This window comes from Streptomyces sp. NPDC048484 (genome assembly GCF_040651415.1).
Classification (GTDB): Bacteria; Actinomycetota; Actinomycetes; order Streptomycetales; family Streptomycetaceae; genus Streptomyces.
This window is the reverse complement of record NZ_JBEZJY010000004.1, coordinates 206,204-222,735: the sequence shown is the minus strand read 5'-3', so window position 1 is coordinate 222,735 and position 16,532 is coordinate 206,204. Positions and strand designations below refer to the sequence as shown.

The following is a 16,532-nucleotide window of genomic DNA, read 5'->3' as shown; positions in this document are numbered from 1 at the left end:
GTCCAGTGCGGGTTTTTGAAGACCCTCGTTGTTCTCAACCCCTGCTGCAAGCCACGCCCTCGATGCACATCGATACTGCCCTCTTCGCCGCCGATCCATGCCTCGGATCCGGATCGTTGTGACGACGCGTCCTGAGAATTGCGCGCTGCGTGCGGTTCGTCAAGGCCCCCCATGCCCAAACCGGGTGCTGCCATCGTCACTTGCAACCCGTTCTGCTGCCCGTCACGGGCGGCCGGAGGCACGAACGAAGATCACCATACTCGTCGCGACCGACTGCGCAAGGCACCCGCTGCACGGCCCCCTCGAACGCCGAAGAGCGACCACCCAGATGGGTGATCGCTCTTCAGTGCGTCAGCGTTACAGCGCTACGAAAACGGCTGTAGCGGCTCCGCGGGAGTCCTGGCGGACTCGTCGGGTCACTTGACCTCGACGGAGGCACCGGCGGTCTTGAGGGACTCGGCAGCCTTCTCCGCGGCGGCCTTGTCGACCTTCTCGAGAACGGGCTTCGGGGCGCCGTCGACGAGGTCCTTGGCCTCCTTGAGGCCCAGGGAGGTCAGCTCACGCACGACCTTGATGACCTGGATCTTCTTCTCGCCGGCACCCGTGAGGATGACGTCGAACTCGTCCTGCTCGGCCTCGGCCTCGACCGGGGCGGCAGCGGCGGCGGGGCCGGCGGCGACCGCGGCGGCGGCGGTGACGTCGAACTTCTCCTCGAAGGCCTTCACGAACTCGGAGAGCTCGATGAGGGTGAGGGTCTCGAACTGCGCGAGCAGCTCTTCCTGGGACAGCTTCGCCATGATGGCGTCCTTCCACTAATTCGGCAGGTGCCGGGATGTACTGGTGAGGCGGGCGTACGTTCGGCCCGCTGCGACCGTCGCCTCAGGCGGCGGTCAATGCGCGAGCCGAATTACTCGGCACCGCCCTGCTCGTCGAGCTTGACGCGAAGCGCTTCCGCGGTGCGGACGAACTTCGACGGCAGCGCCTGGAACAGCGAAGCGGTCTGGGACTGCTTGCTCTTCATGGCGCCCGCCAGCTTGGCGAGCAGAACCTCGCGGGACTCGAGGTCCGCGAGCTTCTTGAACTCGTCGGCGGACAGCGCCTTGCCGTCAAGGACACCGCCCTTGATGACGAGGTTCGGGTTGTCCTTGGCGAAGTCACGAAGACCCTTCGCCGACGTCACCGGGTCACCGGAGATGAAGGCAACCGCCGTCGGACCGTTGAACAGGTCGTCGAGCGTGGAGATCCCGGCCTCGTTGGCCGCGATCTTGGTCAGCGTGTTCTTCACCACGGCGTACTGGGCGTCTTCACCGAGCGAACGACGCAGCGTCTTGAGCTGCGCCACGGTGAGACCCCGGTACTCGGTCAGCACAGCGGCGTTCGAGCTACGGAACTGGTCCGCGAGCTCGGCTACCGCGGCAGCCTTGTCGGGCCTTGCCATAAGCGTGGCCTCCTTCCGGGTGATGAGGACCGCTCAGAAGGAGGCTGGGAAAACGAAACGCCCCGGCGCAGGCGCCGAGGCGAGGCTCTACCCGACAGAATCCGTACGAAGTACGGGACTGTCCGGGAGCTCATCCACAGTCACCTACGCGGGTCGTCCGCAATTCAGCGGATCCTTCGGTCACCGCGTCCTCCTGCGAGAGCACGGCAACGACCAGCGGTCTTTGGCTTCTGTGGAAGATTACGTGAACGGGGCACTGTCAGGCAAATCCGTTCGCCGGCCGCCTTCGCGAGCCGGCCGGTGTGGCGAGCCGACCGGCTCGCCACACCGGCCGGTGGGGAGGTCAGCTGTCGAGGTCGCCCATCATCTCGGCCAGGTCCATGACGTCCTTGGCGGGCGGGGCCTCGACCGTCACGGGCTTGTTGACGTCGAGGAAGGTGATGGTCATGTCGAGCTTGCCCTTGTCGGCGTCGCCCCGCATACGGAACTGCTTGGTGTGGTCCTCCCCGTCGACCCACATGTCCATCGTGAGCGTGTCCAGGCCCATCTTCTCGTACTGCTCAAGGCCCTTCTCCCGCTTTTCGCGGGTGGCCTTCTTCTCGCCCTTCAGGGACTTGCGGAACTCGTCGAGGGTGACCGTGCCCTTGTAGCGGGTGGTCTCGACGCCTTCGACCTTCTCGGTGCCGACCTTCTTCACGTCCTTGGAGCCGGCGAGCAAGGCGGATTCCTGCGCCGGGTTCTTGTCGACCGCCCCCGCGCCCGGGGCCGCCCCGCCGCCCAGCGCGTCGTCGCCCAGCGTGGACATGTCGAACTTCATCCAGCGCTTGCCGTCCAACTCCTTGGCCGCCGCGGCGCCCCCGATGTACATCGCCTTGTCGACCAGGCGGATCTCGGCGGAGCCGTCCGCTCCCTGGTCGAGGGCCTTCATCTTCATGCTCATGGCGATGTCGGGCTTCATGCGCATCTGCGCCTCGGCCGTGATGCGCCCCTCCTCCGGGGTCCTGCCGGACATCCGGTAGCTGAGGGAGGTGATGTCCTCCGTCTTCTTCGCCGCCTTGGCCACGGCCGCGGCGGGCGTCATGTCCGGCGACTCCTCGCCCTTGGAACAGCCGACGGCACCCCCGCCCAGGACGAGCGCGGCCAGGGCCGCCCCCGTCGCCCCGTGGCGTACTGACCCGCTGTGCCGTATGGCCGGATGACGTACGGACCCGCGTACAGAAAGATTCATGGTTCCCCCCAAGGAACAGATGAGCGACTCACAGACAAAGCGCGAGCCTAACCCAGGGGGCCCGGGCAGTCCTCCGAGTTGTCACGAGGCCTGCGTGACGCCCGTGACACCCGTGATGCCCGTGACGGCCAGAAGCAGCTCTCAGCCGGCTTCCAGTCGGCTCTCAGCCCGCCGGCCGGGTCCGCATGAGGTCCTTGAAGTCGGCGGTGTCACTCGCCGCGGGCTCCTTGGCGGAGACCTTCACGCCGTAGTCGCTGTAGTACGCCGTGGAGGACATCGAACCGGTCGCCAGTTCGCCCTTCTCGGCCTTCTTGACCAGCAGGTTCTCGTCGTTCACCCAGATGTCGATCGTCTCGGTGCTCACGCCGGCCTGCTCCAGCTGGCGCTTCAGATCGGCCAGTTGATCCGCGGAGAGGTCCGAGCTCTTGCCCGCGAGGTCCGCGACGTCGACCGTGCCCGAGTAGTGCGTGGTGCTCTCGCCGCGCACCTTCTCCTCGCCGACCTTCTTGACGTCCCCGGAGGCCAGCAGGAGCTTCACCGACTGGTTCGGCGTGGTGTTCTGCATCTGGTCCTTCATGTACGCACCCGATCCGCCGGCCAGCTCCGCCAGGTCGTCGTACGCGTACTTGATCCAGTGCTTGCCGCCGGACTGCGCGGCGAACTTGTCGCCCATCTTCGCGTAGTAGGCGTCCGGCAGATAGCGGGCCTCCATGGAGGTGGTGCCCAGCTGGCGCATCTGGTCGGCCATCGTGCCGCCGGTGTACGTGATCACCAGGTTCCCGGTGAGCCCGTAGGCCCAGCCGAGAGCGCCGTCCGCCTTCATCGACATCATCGTGCCCATGGTCGTGGTGGACTCGACCTCGGCGGAGTCAGCCTTGTCGGTGCTCTCCTCCACGGAACGCAGGGCCGCGACCGGGTTCGCCTGGGTCTTCGCCTTGCCTGCCGCCTTGCCGTTCCCTCCCGAACCCTTCTCGGAGTCCGAGCCACTACAGGCCGCGGCTCCGCTCAGAGCGGCGGCCACCGCTATCGAGACGGTCACGCGACGCACGGTCGTACTCATCATTCGCCCCCCCTATGCGATTCCTGTGCCCCGCACGCTAGCGCAAGGCACCGACACCCGGCCCGGAACCGGACGCCGGACGCCGGACACCGGACACCGGACACCGGACGCCGGACACCGGACGTTAGACGTCAGACGCCAGACGCCTGGTGTCCGGCGCCGGACACAGAGACGGGCCCCGCACCTCGAAAGGTTGCGGGGCCCGTCCTGAAATCGCGTCTGCGACGCGGCTACCGGGTGAGCGTCAGGCTCAGACGGCGGCCGGGTCCTCCTCGACGAGGAGGTTGCGGGTGCGGTTCGAGTCGATCGGAATGCCGGGGCCGATCGTGGTGCTGATCGCGGCCTTCTTGATGTACCGACCCTTGGCGGCCGACGGCTTCAGACGAAGGATCTCGTCGAGCGCGGCGCCGTAGTTCTCCACCAGCTGGGTGTCGTCGAACGACGACTTGCCGATGATGAAGTGCAGGTTCGAGTGCTTGTCGACGCGGAACTCGATCTTGCCGCCCTTGATCTCGGTGACAGCCTTGACCACGTCCGGGGTCACGGTGCCCGTCTTCGGGTTCGGCATCAGACCACGCGGGCCGAGGACACGGCCCAGGCGGCCGACCTTGCCCATGAGGTCGGGGGTGGCGACGACGGCGTCGAAGTCCAGACGCCCCTTCGCCACCTCGTCGATGAGTTCGTCGGAGCCGACGATGTCGGCGCCCGCGGCGGTCGCGGCCTCGGCACGGTCACCGGTCGCGAAGACCAGGACCCGGGCGGTCTTACCGGTGCCGTGCGGGAGGTTCACGGTGCCGCGGACCATCTGGTCGGCCTTACGCGGGTCGACACCCAGACGGAAGGCGACCTCGACGGTGCCGTCGAACTTGGAGGTGGAGGTCTCCTTGGCGAGACGGACGGCCTCGAGCGGGGCGTACAGCTTCTCCCGGTCGATCTTGGCGTCCGCAGCGCGGAGAGACTTGCTGCGCTTGCTCACTACTGCTCCTGTGTGTTCTGAGGAGTCGTGGTAGGGGCCGAGCAGGCCCTGCCACGGTGTGTTCTCAACATGCGGCTACGCCGCGTGCACGAAGGTGGGGTTCAGCCCTCGACCGTGACGCCCATGGAACGGGCGGTGCCGGCGATGATCTTCGACGCGGCGTCCAGGTCGTTGGCGTTCAGGTCGGCCAGCTTGGTGGTGGCGATCTCGCGGACCTGCGCCTGAGTGATCTTGGCGACCTTGGTCTTGTGCGGCTCGCCGGAGCCCTTCTCGACACCGGCGGCCTTGAGGATCATCTTCGCGGCCGGCGGGGTCTTGGTGATGAAGGTGAAGGAGCGGTCCTCATAGACCGTGATCTCCACCGGGATGACCCAACCGCGCTGCGACTCGGTCGCGGCGTTGTAGGCCTTGCAGAACTCCATGATGTTGACGCCGTGCTGGCCCAGTGCGGGGCCGACCGGCGGAGCCGGGTTGGCCGCACCGGCCTGGATCTGGAGCTTGATGAGCCCCGTGACCTTCTTCTTCTTCTTGGGAGGCATTGCTCTCTCCGGGTCCTAGTGAGAGTTTCCAGCCATCCATTCCGGATCGTCCGGATGGAGGCATACCGCACAACGATAACGGGTATCTGTGCGCGGCCAAAAACCGAGCAGGTCAGACCGTCCCCCGCGAGCGGGAGGTGCCCCCAGTAGGAGCGTGGTCTGACCTGGTCGGAGGTATGCGGTCCGAAAGAACGTCAGTTCTTCTGGATCTGGTCGAAGCTCAGCTCGACCGGGGTCTCGCGGCCGAAGATCTCGACGAGACCCTTGACCTTCTTCGAGTCGGCGTTGATCTCGTTGATGGTCGCCTGCAGCGTCGCGAACGGGCCGTCGGTGACGGTGACCGAGTCGCCCACCTCGAAGTCCAGCACCTGGACCTCGAGCTTGCGGGACGGAGCCGGCTTGCCCTCGGCCTCCGCGGCCTCGCGGGCGGCCTTCTCCTCGGCCTCGGGGGCGAGCATCTTGACGATCTCGTCGAGCGTCAGCGGGTACGGGTCGTAGGCGTTGCCCACGAAGCCGGTGACGCCGGGGGTGTTGCGAACCACACCCCAGGACTCGTTCGTCAGATCCATGCGCACCAGCACGTAGCCGGGGAGCTTGTTCTGCTTGACGGTCTTGCGCTCGCCGTTCTTGATCTGCGCGACCTCTTCTTGCGGCACCTCGGCCGCGAAGATGAAGTCCTCGACATTCAGCGAGACCGCTCGCTGCTCAAGGTTGGTCTTCACGCGGTTCTCGTAACCGGCGTACGTGTGGATGACGTACCACTCGCCGGGCAGCGTGCGGAGTTCCTCACGGAGGGCGGTGACGGGGTCGACCGGCTCGGCCTCTTCCGCCTCCTCTTCCGCGTCGGATTCCTCCGACTCGTCGGAGACGGCATCGGTCTCGTCGGAGACGGCATCGGTCTCTTCGGAGACGGCCGGGATGGCGTCGGCGTCGTCCTCGGAGTCCTCGCCGGACTCGTCCTCGACGTGCAGGGCAGCCTCTTCGGCGGGCTCGCCCGCTTCGGCATCGGCAGCCTCGACCTCGTCCTCGACGTCCGTGCCCTCGACGATGTCGAGCTCGTCGTCAACGGACTGGACGTCCTGTCCGCGCGGCTCGATGGCATCGTTCAGGTTCGGGTCAGACACGGTGGCTGCTTCTTCCTGGATCATGGGGGTGGAACACGCGAAAGCGGGCGCCGGGTAAGGCGCCCTTCGCGCTAGGCTCAGCCGAATACGTACTTGGCGGCCTTGTCGAGTCCGAAGTCAATCACAGTCACCAGACCGATCATGATGACGACGAACACAATCACCACTGTGGTGTACGTCGTCAGCTGGTTACGAGTCGGCCAGACGACCTTCCGGAGTTCCGCGACGATCTGGCGGTAGAAGAGGGCGAGGCGCTTCAGCGGGCCCTTCTTGGCACGCTTACCGCCCTTGCGGCCCTTCTTCTGGGACTCCGGCGCCTCATCCTGGGCATCAGGCATGTCGATGGAGCCCACGGCGTCCGTCACTCGTCCTCACCTGATTCCGGGTCGTGGCCGTGCCGCGCCCGGCATGAGCCGCGCGGCGGTGTAATGCAGTACGTACTTGCGCACACATCCTGGTCAAAGGAGTGTGTAGCAGGGCCGGAGGGACTTGAACCCCCAACCGCTGGTTTTGGAGACCAGTGCTCTACCAATTGAGCTACGACCCTTTGCTTCCCCCACAACGTACCGCATCCGTCCGAGTGCTCGGTGTGCACCGGAAGAGCGCGGCCGGTGAAGGCCAACGAGGTGAGAGTGTACGTGGTCGGCGGCCGGTCGTCGAACAGAAAGTGTCCGTATGGACTTTGTCCGTGCTCGGCACGGCCTTTGTCCGCGCTCGGCGCAGGCCTCGACCAGCGCTGCTCAGTCTGTGAAACCAGTGTGCCAGGGACGTTTCCGGTCTGAAACGATGGGCCCATGAGCCCTGCAACCCCTCCCACCGAGCGCCGGGTCTCCGCCCGAGTCGGCGCGATCTCCGAATCCGCCACCCTCGCCGTGGACGCCAAGGCCAAGGCCCTCAAGGCGGCCGGACGTCCAGTGATCGGCTTCGGCGCGGGCGAGCCCGACTTCCCGACCCCGGACTACATCGTCGAGGCCGCCATCGAGGCCTGCAAGAACCCGAAGTACCACCGCTACACGCCGGCCGGCGGCCTTCCCGAGCTGAAGGCGGCGATCGTCGCCAAGACGCTGCGTGACTCCCACTACGAGGTGGACGCCTCCCAGATCCTGGTGACCAACGGCGGCAAGCAGGCCATCTACGAGGCGTTCGCCGCCATCCTCGACCCGGGCGACGAGGTCATCGTCCCGGCCCCCTACTGGACGACGTACCCCGAGTCGATCCGTCTCGCCGGCGGTGTCCCGGTCGACGTCGTCGCGGACGAGACCACCGGCTACCGCGTCTCGGTCGAGCAGCTGGAGGCGGCCCGTACGGAGAAGACCAAGGTCGTCCTCTTCGTGTCGCCGTCCAACCCGACAGGCGCCGTCTACAGCCCCGAGGACACCGAGGCGATCGGCCGCTGGGCCGTCGAGCACGGCCTGTGGGTGATGACGGACGAGATCTACGAGCACCTGGTCTACGGGGACGCGCGGTTCACCTCGCTGCCGGCGGTCGTTCCGGAGCTGCGCGACAAGTGCATCGTGGTCAACGGCGTCGCGAAGACGTATGCGATGACCGGCTGGCGGGTCGGGTGGGTCATCGGCCCGAAGGACGTGGTGAAGGCCGCGACGAACCTGCAGTCGCACGCCACGTCCAACGTGTCGAACGTGGCCCAGGCCGCGGCGATCGCCGCCGTCTCGGGTGACCTGGCCGCCGTCGCCGAGATGCGCGAGGCCTTCGACCGCCGCCGCAAGACGATCGTGCGGATGCTCGACGAGATCGACGGCGTGCTCTGCCCCGAGCCCGAGGGCGCCTTCTACGCGTACCCCTCGGTGAAGGGCCTCCTGGGCAAGGAGATCCGCGGCAAGCGCCCGCAGGACTCCGTCGAGCTGGCCGCGCTGATCCTGGAGGAGGCCGAGGTGGCGGTCGTCCCGGGCGAGGCCTTCGGCACACCGGGCTACCTGCGGCTGTCGTACGCGCTGGGTGACGAGGACCTCGTCGAGGGCGTCTCGCGGATCCAGAAGCTCCTGGCGGAGGCCAAGGACTGAACCCGTGCACGTCACCTGTGCACGTCAGTAGGTACTGAACCTGCTCACGTCAGTGGGCACAGCGGGCCGCTTCCCCTTGGAGAGTTCTTCCGGTGGAGAGTTCTTCCGGGGAGGCGGCCCGCTTCTTCGTTTCTTAGTGCGAGCAAGACCACGTTCAGGGAAAGCGCTACCGGTACGGCGGTGGCGTACGGCAGGATCCTGGAATGGAGCACGTACGTGATGTCTCTGAGCTGCCCAAAGCTCATCTGCACCTGCACTTCACCGGTTCGATGCGGCACACCACCCTGCTGGAACTGGCCGACAAGCACGGGATCCATCTGCCCGACGCGCTGACGAGCGGTGAGCCGCCCAAGCTGCGGGCGACGGACGAGCGGGGCTGGTTCCGCTTCCAGCGCCTGTACGACGCGGCGCGGTCGTGCCTCAGAGATCCCGAGGACATCCAGCGGCTCGTGCGCGAGGCCGCCGAGGAGGACCTCAAGGACGGCTCGGGGTGGCTGGAGATCCAGGTCGACCCCACGTCGTACGCGCCGCGCCTGGGCGGTCTGATCCCCGCCCTCGAAGTCATCCTGGACGCGGTGGACACGACGATGCGCGAGACCGGTCTCGGTATGCGGGTCCTGGTCGCTGCGAACCGGATGAAGCATCCCCTGGACGCCCGCACGCTGGCCCGTCTGGCCGTGCGCTACGCGGACCGCGGCATCGTCGGATTCGGGCTCTCCAACGACGAGCGGCGGGGTTTCGCACGGGACTTCGACCGGGCCTTCGCGATCGCCCGGGAGGGCGGGCTGCTGGCCGCGCCGCACGGCGGTGAGCTGGCCGGCCCCATGTCCGTACGCGACTGTCTGGACGACCTGCACGCCTCGCGGATCGGACACGGAGTGCGGGCCGCCGAGGACCCCCGGCTGATGAAGCGGCTCGCGGACCGGGGCATCACCTGTGAGGTCTGCCCTGCCTCGAACGTCGCCCTGGGGGTCTACGAAAAACCGGAGGACGTCCCCCTGCGGACGCTTTTCGAGGCGGGAGTACCCCTGGCGCTCGGCGCGGACGACCCGCTGCTGTTCGGCTCGCGGCTGGCCGCCCAGTACGACATCGCGCGCCGCCACCACGGGTTCACGGACGCCGAACTGGCCGAACTGGCACGGCAGTCGGTACGGGGTTCCGCGGCCCCGCACGACATCAAGGAGAAGCTGCTCTCCGGGGTCGACGACTGGCTGGCTGCCCCGGTCGCCTGAAGTGGGTGTAGGGCGGGTACGCCTGGAAGCTGATGTCCAGTTCCGGCCCTCGGCCCCGGGGCGGGGGCAGCTGCGGGGTGCCGGTCGACCGGGTCGAGGCGGTCCCAGCGCTGTTCCCAGCGCCCGCCAGGCCGCGGCGTGGTCCGCGGTGCGCCGCTCGTCGGTGCGGACGGTGCCCGGGGCGCCCCGGATCAGCCCGCGGCGCAACGAGGGCCACCCGGAGGCGCACAGGGTGATCGCCGGTCCGGGCCACCCGCGAGCGAAATATCCCGCGGGACGGCGGTCCACGGGAAGACGGTCTCAGAGACTGACGCCCACCGTCACCGGCTCGTTGACGAGCGTGATCCCGAAGGCGGCGTGGACTCCGGTGACGACCTCGCGGGCGAGCGCGAGAAGGTCCTCCGTGGTGGCCTCGCCGCGGTTGGTGAGGGCCAGGGTGTGCTTGGTGGAGATGCGGGCGGGGCCGGTGCCGTACCCCTTGGTGAAGCCGGACTTGTCGATCAGCCAGGCCGCGGAGGTCTTGGTGTGCCCGTCGCCCGCGGGGTAGGCGGGCGGGATCACACCGTCGCCCAGACGTTCCGCCACGCGCGTGTGGAACACGGCGAACTCCTCGTGCGTGAGGATCGGGTTGGTGAAGAACGAACCGGCGGACCAGGTGTCGTGGTCCTCGGGGTCGAGCACCATGCCTTTCCCGGAACGCAGCTTCAGGACGGTCTCACGGGCCTCGCCCACCGGCACGCGGTCACCGGGTCCGACACCGAGCGCGCGGGCCGTCTCGGCGTACTTGACGGGCGCGGAAAGACCGGCGGCGTCCTCCAGCTCGAAGCGGACGCGCAGCACGACGAAACGCTCGGGGTCGTTCTTGAAGCGACTGTGCCGGTACGAGAAGGCACACTCGGCGTTCGGAATCGTGACCGTCTCACGGCTCTTCCGGTCGTATGCGATCACTTCGGTGATGGTCGACGACACTTCCTGGCCGTAGGCGCCCACGTTCTGGATCGGTGTCGCGCCTGCGGAGCCGGGGATTCCGGCGAGGCACTCAAGACCCGCGAGACGGGCCTCGACGGTGCGGGCGACCGCGTCGGTCCACACCTCTCCGGCGGCCAGCTCCAGCTTCGTACCGTCCAGCGCGAAGCCTCTCGTGGCGATGCGCAGGGCGGTGCCCGGGAAGCCCTTGTCGCCGATGACCAGGTTCGATCCGCCGCCGATCAACAGCAGCGGCGTACCGGATTCGTCGGCCTCGCGGACGGCGTCGATCACCTCGGCATCGGTCGTCGCGGTGATCAGCCGGGCGGCGGGACCACCGAGCCGGAAGGTGGTCAGCGGGGCGAGGGGGGTGTCGCGGAGTTCCTGCACGTGCCCAGAGTACGAGAACGGCCCCGCCGGTCGGGGCGGGGCCGTTCCCTGCGGGGCACAACAGGCGGGGCCACTGTCGCAGGCGGGGCACGGTCACCTGTGACGGAGCGGCGCCGACCGGTCCAGCGCGCCGGCCGGTCCAGCGGGAGGGCGGGGGATTCCCGAACTCAGCGCGACGCCTTCTCCAGTACGGGCGCCGGCACCTCCATGTCCTCTTCCACGCCCTCCTCCGACCCGGTCGCATGCCGACGACCCGGTATGTACAGCGCCGCGACGCCCGCCACGGCCACCGCGGCGGAGCCGACCCACAGAGCCGGCTGAATGCCGTCCACGAAGGTCTGCGCGCTCTCGTAGCCGCCCTGGGAGGAGAAGATCGAGGCCATCACCGCGATACCCAGCGCCCCGCCGACCTCGCGCAGTGCGTTGTTGGCGCCGGACGCGATGCCCTGCTCATGCGGCCGGACGCTGGACATGACCAGGCTGGACGCAGGGGCGAAGTAGAGGGACATGCCGATTCCGCTGATGATCAGGGCGGGCAGCTGCGCGGCGTACGACGTGTCGGCCGCGACGATGAAGGCGAACCAGCCGAGCCCGACGGCCTGCAGGAACAGTCCCGCCGCGACGACGGGGCGACCGCCGATCCGGTCGGACAGGTAGCCCGCGACGGGCGCGACGATCATCGGCATACCGGTCCACGGCAGCATGCGCAGGCCCGCCTCCGTGGGCGAGTAACCGAGCACGCCCTGCATGTACTGGCTGAGCAGGAAGATCGAGCCGAACATCCCGAGGAACATCAACAGGCTCGCCGCGTTGATCCCGGCGAAGGCGCGGCTCCGGAAGAGCCGCATCGGCAGCATCGCGTTCTTGGCCCGCATACCGTGGAACACGAAGCCGACGAGCAGAGCCGCACCCGCGAGCTGGGACAGCAGGACGAGACTGTCGGTCCAGCCGACGACAGGCGCGCGGACCAGCCCGTACACGATCCCGAAGAGGCCGCCGCTGGCGAGCAGCGTGCCGCGGATGTCGAGCGGGGCGCCGGAGCCGAACGACTCGGACAGGCGCAGCCGGGCGAGCGGCAGCAGGGCGAGGCCCAGCGGAACGTTCAGCCAGAAGATCCACTGCCACGACAGGTGTTCGGTGAGGCTGCCCCCGATGAGCGGCCCCGAGGCGACCGCGAGACCGTTGACGGCACCCCAGATCCCGTACGCCGTCCCGCGCTTGGCGGCCGGAACGGCGGCCGTGAGCAGGGTCAGCGTCAGCGGCATCATGATGGCCGCGCCGACGCCCTGGACCGCGCGGGCGGCGATCAGGGAATCGATGCCGGGCGCCATGGCCGCCGCGGCGGAGGCTCCGGTGAAGACGGTGATGCCGACGAGGAAGAGCCGGCGGCGGCCGAACCGGTCACCCAGGGCCGCGCCGAACATCAGCAGCACGGCGAAGGTGAGCGTGTACGCGCTCACGGTCCATTCCAGGTCGTCGAGCGCTCCCCCGAAGTCCTCGCGGATCGAGGGCAGGGCGGTGGTGACGACGAGGTTGTCGAGGGCCGCCATGAATCCGGCGACGCTGGTGATGACGAGGGCCCAGGCGGCTCCCCCGCGACGTTCGGTTGGCTGTGACATCGCTCCCCCAGCGGGTGATCGTTAGTTTTGGCTTTGGCTTTTGATTAGTTATTGCTTACTAACTTATACGGTCACGAAAAGGCGCCTACCTCTGTTCCGGTGTTCCGCTTCAGTGTTCGGGCTCAGCGTTTTCAGCGTTCGGGCTCAGCGTTCAGACCGCCGCTTGACCCGAGCCGAGGGGGCGAGCCCCTCCCACACCCGATGCTGGGGCGGGAAGCCCATGGCCACCAGGGAGTTGATGAGCATTCCGCAGGCCAGGAAGGTCGTGGTCTCGTCCACGTCGGCGCCGAGCGGCAGGTGAACGGTCTCCCACAGCCGCATCCAGCCGGCCCGCACCGTCTCACCGAGGTCGTGGTCACCGGCCTGCTCGGCGGCCGCCACCGCGACGTACAGCTGCATCTGCATGAGCAGCCGCTCCGGCTCCTCGGCGATGACCCTCGTGTACGCGTCCGCCATGGAGCGCAGGGCCTCCTCGCCCTCCAGCCCCTCGGAGGCCTCCTCGAATGTGCGCCTGGTGTCCTCCAGGCAACGCTCGGCAGCCGCGAGGAAGATCGCCTTCTTGCCGGAGAAGAGGCGGAAGAGGTACGGCTGCGAGACGCCCACGCGCTTGGCGATCACCTCGGTGGAGGTGCCGTAGTAGCCGCCGCGGGCGAACTCGCTCATCGCCGCACGAATGACGCTCTCACGCCTTTCCTCTGCGCTCATCCTGACCATGCGGCAAAGTTAGTACTCACTCACTAACTAAGTCAAGGGGTGAGCGACAGCAGGTGTCGAGGGGTGAGTGACAGCAGCAGGTAAGGGGCGCCCGCGATGGCGGACGCCCCTCTCGATCGGCCCCAATTAGCCTGGCTCGGTCCGACTCGGTCCGACTCGGTCCGGCTCGGCCTGGCTCGGTCCGGCTCGGTCTCGACCGAGACCGATCGGCTGCCGGTCAGGCCAGTCGTACGACGGCCCGGGACATGCCCAGCACCTTCTGACCCGCGCTCGTCGCGACGAGGTCGACGCGGACGGTGTTGTCGTCGAGCTTGGCGGCGACCTTGCCGCTGACCTCGATCGTGGCACCCTTGTCGTCGTTCGGGACGACGACGGGCCTGGTGAAGCGGACACCGTACTCGACGACCGCACCCGGGTCGCCGGTCCAGTCGGTGACGACCCGGATCGCCTCGGCCATGGTGAACATGCCGTGTGCGATGACGTCCGGGAGGCCGACCTCCTTGGCGAACTTCTCGTTCCAGTGGATCGGGTTGAAGTCGCCTGAAGCGCCCGCGTACTGAACGAGCGTGGCGCGGGTCACGTCGAAGGTCTGGGCCGGCAACTCGGTGCCGACCTCGACGTCGTCGTACGAGATCTTCGCGGTCATCTGTTTCACGCCCCCTCGGCCGCGCGGGACACGAGCTTGGTCCAGGCGGTCACCACATGCTCGCCCGCCTCGTCGTGGACCTCGCCGCGAATGTCCAGGATGTCATTGCCCGCCATCGACTTGATCGCCTCGATGGTGGACGTGACCGTGAGCCGGTCCCCGGCGTGCACCGGGCGCCGATGGACGAACTTCTGGTCGCCGTGCACGACACGGCTGTAGTCGAGACCCAGTTCCGGGTCCCTGACGGCCTGCCCCGCGGCCTTGAAGGTGATCGCGAACACGAACGTCGGCGGGGCGATCACATCGGGGTGACCGAGGGCCTTGGCGGCCTCGGGGTCCGAGTAGGCGGGGTTGTGATCCCCCACCGACTCCGCGAACTCACGGATCTTCTCCCGGCCGACCTCGTACGGGTCGGTGGGCGGGTAGGACCGCCCCACGAAGGACTGGTCGAGCGCCATCGGCTCGGCACCTCCTGGTTCGCAGCTGGGGTTAACGACGCGAGGCCGCCCCCCAAATGCAGGGGACGGCCTCGTGAACGAGCCTGTGTTTAGCGCGTTTCGCGGTGCGCAGTGTGCGCGTTGCAGCGCGGGCAGTGCTTCTTCATCTCCATGCGATCCGGGTTGTTACGCCGGTTCTTCTTGGTGATGTAGTTCCGCTCCTTGCACTCCACGCAGGCCAGCGTGATCTTCGGGCGGACGTCGGTGGCAGCCACGTGAGTGCTCCTTGCCGGACGGATGGGAAATGGATTAACGCATAGAAGAGTAGCCGATCGAAGGACCGACCCCGCAATCGGCTACTGTCAGTAGCGGTGACCGGACTTGAACCGGTGACACAGCGATTATGAGCCGCTTGCTCTACCGACTGAGCTACACCGCTGCGATGTGATCAGTTCCCGCCTCTCGACGGGAACCTCTCACACCAGAGCCCCAATACGGAATCGAACCGTAGACCTTCTCCTTACCATGGAGACGCTCTACCGACTGAGCTATTGGGGCGAGCGATGAAGACATTACACGCTGGGTCGCCGATAGCCCAAATCCGTTTCGCGGCTCCTGCCCCGGCCCGTTCCCGGCTCCCCACAGGCGTTTCACACCCCCCACCCGTACAACGGACCACACCGGTACGACTATTTCGCTCCTCCTCGAAGCACGCCGGTCGCCACCCTAGGCTCGACTCACGCTGCGTGATCTTGTGGCCCTCCTGCGCAGCCCTTCAGCCCCAGGAGCGCGATGCCCGACAGTCAGCCGCAGCCGCACCACTCCTCGTCGTCGTCCGCCTGGTCGCCCTCGTCGCCCTCGTCGTCATCGTCAGGGTTCGCGGGCTCGTCCGGCTCACCCGGCTCGTCAGGCCGGGCCAACGGCTCTGAACTGCTGCTCTGCGATGCGCGGCTCACCGACGGCCGGACCGTGGACGTGCGATTGGCCGGCGGACGTATCGAGGCGGTCGGCACGGCAGGCAGCCTCACCGCGCACACCGCGCGCGTGGACCTCTCCGGCTACCTGCTCCTGCCTGCCCCGGCCGAGCCCCACGCCCACGGCGACACAGCCCTGTCGGCCGACAGCGAGGGCCCGGTCTCCTACGAGGCGCCGGAGGTTCAGCGCCGTACGACCGAGGCCGCTCTCCTGCAACTCGGACACGGGACGACAGCCCTTCGCTCGCACGTGCGCGTGGGCGACGTGCACGGGCTGGGGCCGATGTCGGCGGCGCTCCAGACGCGGCGCGCGCTGCGGGAGTTGGTCGAGCTGACGGTCGTGGCGATGCCCCGGGTACTGACCGGGCTGGCCGGGGCCGAGGGACTGGCGATGGTGCGGGACGCGGTGAAAATGGGCGCCTCCGTAGTGGGCGGTTGTCCAGATCTGGACCCCGATCCGACGGGATACGTGGAGGCCGTCCTGGAGGTCGCCTCCGAGCAGGGCTGCCCGGTCGATCTGCATACGGACGGTGACGATCCGGCGCGCCTCGCACGACTTGCGGCGATGGCGGGCGGACTGCGGCCCGGGGTGGCGCTCGGGCCCTGCGGCGGGATGAGCCGGCTGCCTTCCGAGGTTGCCTCGCGATCGGCCGACCAACTCGCCGCGGCGGGCGTGACCGTCGTCTGTCTGCCCCAGGGCGGCTGCTCGGGCGCGGACCGCCGCGAGACGGCTCCGGTACGGCTGCTGCGGGCGGCCGGGGTACGGGTCGCGGCCGGGAGCGGCGCCCTCCGGGACGTGTCGAACCCCGTGGGACGCGGGGACCCGTTGGAGGCGGCGTATCTGCTGGCCTCCCGGTACGGGTTGCGGGCCGCTGACGCGTACGACGCGGTGAGTTCGTCGGCGCGGGCGGTCCTCGGACTGCCCGAGGTGCGCGTGGAGGCCGGATTCCCGGCGGAGTTGCTCGCGGTACGCGGCGACCGGCTCGACAGTGCTCTGTCACTGGCGTACAGCCGGATCGTGGTGCACGGGGGTCGGGTGGTGGCGCGGACGAGTGCGGTGCGGGAGTACTGCAACTCGGCGGCGGGCGTGGCGCTGGACCTGCCTCGCCAGGGGCGGACGGGCGAGTCGCCGTGATGCGCGGAGGGTCCTGATGCGCGGAGGGCAGGG

17 protein-coding genes and 3 tRNA genes are annotated in these 16,532 nt (G+C 68.1%); 3 read left to right on the top strand and 17 right to left on the bottom strand.

Annotation, left to right across the window (positions count from 1 at the left end; all coding sequences use genetic code 11):
* Positions 1–416: 416 nt before the first annotated feature.
* The 9 genes from rplL to AB0D14_RS05740 all read right to left on the bottom strand — a co-directional run bounded on the left by rplL (position 417) and on the right by AB0D14_RS05740 (position 6,912).
* Positions 417–797, bottom strand: a complete 381-nt coding sequence (gene rplL / locus AB0D14_RS05780) for a 50S ribosomal protein L7/L12 (protein WP_362775202.1) — start codon at positions 795–797, stop codon at positions 417–419.
* A 110-nt stretch (positions 798–907) separates the two neighbouring features.
* Positions 908–1,438, bottom strand: a complete 531-nt coding sequence (rplJ, locus tag AB0D14_RS05775; RefSeq protein ID WP_362775199.1) for a 50S ribosomal protein L10 — start codon at positions 1,436–1,438, stop codon at positions 908–910.
* 343 nt (positions 1,439–1,781) lie between these two features.
* Positions 1,782–2,666 carry a DUF1396 domain-containing protein gene (locus AB0D14_RS05770; protein ID WP_362775197.1) on the bottom strand — a complete coding sequence of 295 codons (885 nt, stop codon included), beginning with the start codon at positions 2,664–2,666 and terminating at the stop codon, positions 1,782–1,784.
* 163 nt (positions 2,667–2,829) lie between these two features.
* Positions 2,830–3,729 (bottom strand): hypothetical protein, encoded by a 900-nt coding sequence (locus AB0D14_RS05765; RefSeq protein ID WP_362775194.1) that lies wholly within the window; start codon positions 3,727–3,729, stop codon positions 2,830–2,832.
* 247 nt (positions 3,730–3,976) lie between these two features.
* Positions 3,977–4,702 (bottom strand): 50S ribosomal protein L1, encoded by a 726-nt coding sequence (rplA, locus tag AB0D14_RS05760; RefSeq protein ID WP_362775192.1) that lies wholly within the window; start codon positions 4,700–4,702, stop codon positions 3,977–3,979.
* 101 nt (positions 4,703–4,803) lie between these two features.
* A complete protein-coding gene (rplK, locus tag AB0D14_RS05755; RefSeq protein ID WP_362775189.1) occupies positions 4,804–5,241 on the bottom strand; it encodes a 50S ribosomal protein L11 in 438 nt (145 codons plus the stop codon).
* Between the two features lie 194 nt (positions 5,242–5,435).
* Positions 5,436–6,365, bottom strand: a complete 930-nt coding sequence (gene nusG / locus AB0D14_RS05750) for a transcription termination/antitermination protein NusG (RefSeq protein ID WP_362775186.1) — start codon at positions 6,363–6,365, stop codon at positions 5,436–5,438.
* A gap of 77 nt (positions 6,366–6,442) precedes the next feature.
* Positions 6,443–6,730: a preprotein translocase subunit SecE gene (gene secE, locus AB0D14_RS05745; protein ID WP_055610500.1), complete on the bottom strand. Its 288-nt coding sequence runs from the start codon at positions 6,728–6,730 to the stop codon at positions 6,443–6,445.
* Between the two features lie 109 nt (positions 6,731–6,839).
* Positions 6,840–6,912 (bottom strand) — tRNA-Trp (locus AB0D14_RS05740).
* 247 nt (positions 6,913–7,159) lie between these two features.
* Here AB0D14_RS05740 and AB0D14_RS05735 point away from each other — a divergent pair.
* Together AB0D14_RS05735 and AB0D14_RS05730 are read left to right on the top strand one after the other, a co-directional pair.
* Positions 7,160–8,386 carry a pyridoxal phosphate-dependent aminotransferase gene (locus AB0D14_RS05735; RefSeq protein WP_362775183.1) on the top strand — a complete coding sequence of 409 codons (1,227 nt, stop codon included), beginning with the start codon at positions 7,160–7,162 and terminating at the stop codon, positions 8,384–8,386.
* Between the two features lie 203 nt (positions 8,387–8,589).
* The gene (locus AB0D14_RS05730) at positions 8,590–9,618 is read left to right on the top strand and encodes an adenosine deaminase (RefSeq protein WP_362775181.1); all 1,029 of its coding nucleotides are present in this window, start codon (positions 8,590–8,592) and stop codon (positions 9,616–9,618) included.
* A gap of 300 nt (positions 9,619–9,918) precedes the next feature.
* On the opposite strand, the gene AB0D14_RS05725 is transcribed toward AB0D14_RS05730, so the two are convergent.
* From AB0D14_RS05725 to AB0D14_RS05690, 8 genes are all read right to left on the bottom strand, one after another.
* On the bottom strand, positions 9,919–10,974 hold the full coding sequence (locus tag AB0D14_RS05725) for a UDP-N-acetylmuramate dehydrogenase (RefSeq protein ID WP_362775178.1): 1,056 nt from the start codon (positions 10,972–10,974) through the stop codon (positions 9,919–9,921).
* 167 nt (positions 10,975–11,141) lie between these two features.
* Complete coding sequence (locus tag AB0D14_RS05720; RefSeq protein ID WP_362775176.1) at positions 11,142–12,593, bottom strand: MFS transporter; 1,452 nt, start codon at positions 12,591–12,593, stop codon at positions 11,142–11,144.
* A 144-nt stretch (positions 12,594–12,737) separates the two neighbouring features.
* Positions 12,738–13,307, bottom strand: coding sequence for a TetR/AcrR family transcriptional regulator (locus AB0D14_RS05715; protein ID WP_362775173.1), 570 nt, complete (start codon positions 13,305–13,307; stop codon positions 12,738–12,740).
* Between the two features lie 217 nt (positions 13,308–13,524).
* Positions 13,525–13,953 carry a MaoC family dehydratase gene (locus AB0D14_RS05710; protein WP_362775170.1) on the bottom strand — a complete coding sequence of 143 codons (429 nt, stop codon included), beginning with the start codon at positions 13,951–13,953 and terminating at the stop codon, positions 13,525–13,527.
* Between the two features lie 5 nt (positions 13,954–13,958).
* On the bottom strand, positions 13,959–14,411 hold the full coding sequence (locus AB0D14_RS05705; RefSeq protein WP_362775168.1) for a MaoC family dehydratase N-terminal domain-containing protein: 453 nt from the start codon (positions 14,409–14,411) through the stop codon (positions 13,959–13,961).
* Positions 14,412–14,500: 89 nt separating this feature from the next.
* Entirely contained in the window at positions 14,501–14,665 is a 165-nt protein-coding gene (rpmG, locus tag AB0D14_RS05700; protein ID WP_018834916.1) for a 50S ribosomal protein L33, read from the bottom strand.
* A 91-nt stretch (positions 14,666–14,756) separates the two neighbouring features.
* Positions 14,757–14,829: transfer RNA gene (locus AB0D14_RS05695), tRNA-Met, on the bottom strand.
* Between the two features lie 46 nt (positions 14,830–14,875).
* Positions 14,876–14,948: transfer RNA gene (locus AB0D14_RS05690), tRNA-Thr, on the bottom strand.
* Between the two features lie 234 nt (positions 14,949–15,182).
* On the opposite strand from AB0D14_RS05690, the gene AB0D14_RS05685 reads away from it, so the two are divergent.
* Positions 15,183–16,499, top strand: a complete 1,317-nt coding sequence (locus tag AB0D14_RS05685) for an amidohydrolase family protein (RefSeq protein WP_362775165.1) — start codon at positions 15,183–15,185, stop codon at positions 16,497–16,499.
* Positions 16,500–16,532: the final 33 nt, after the last annotated feature.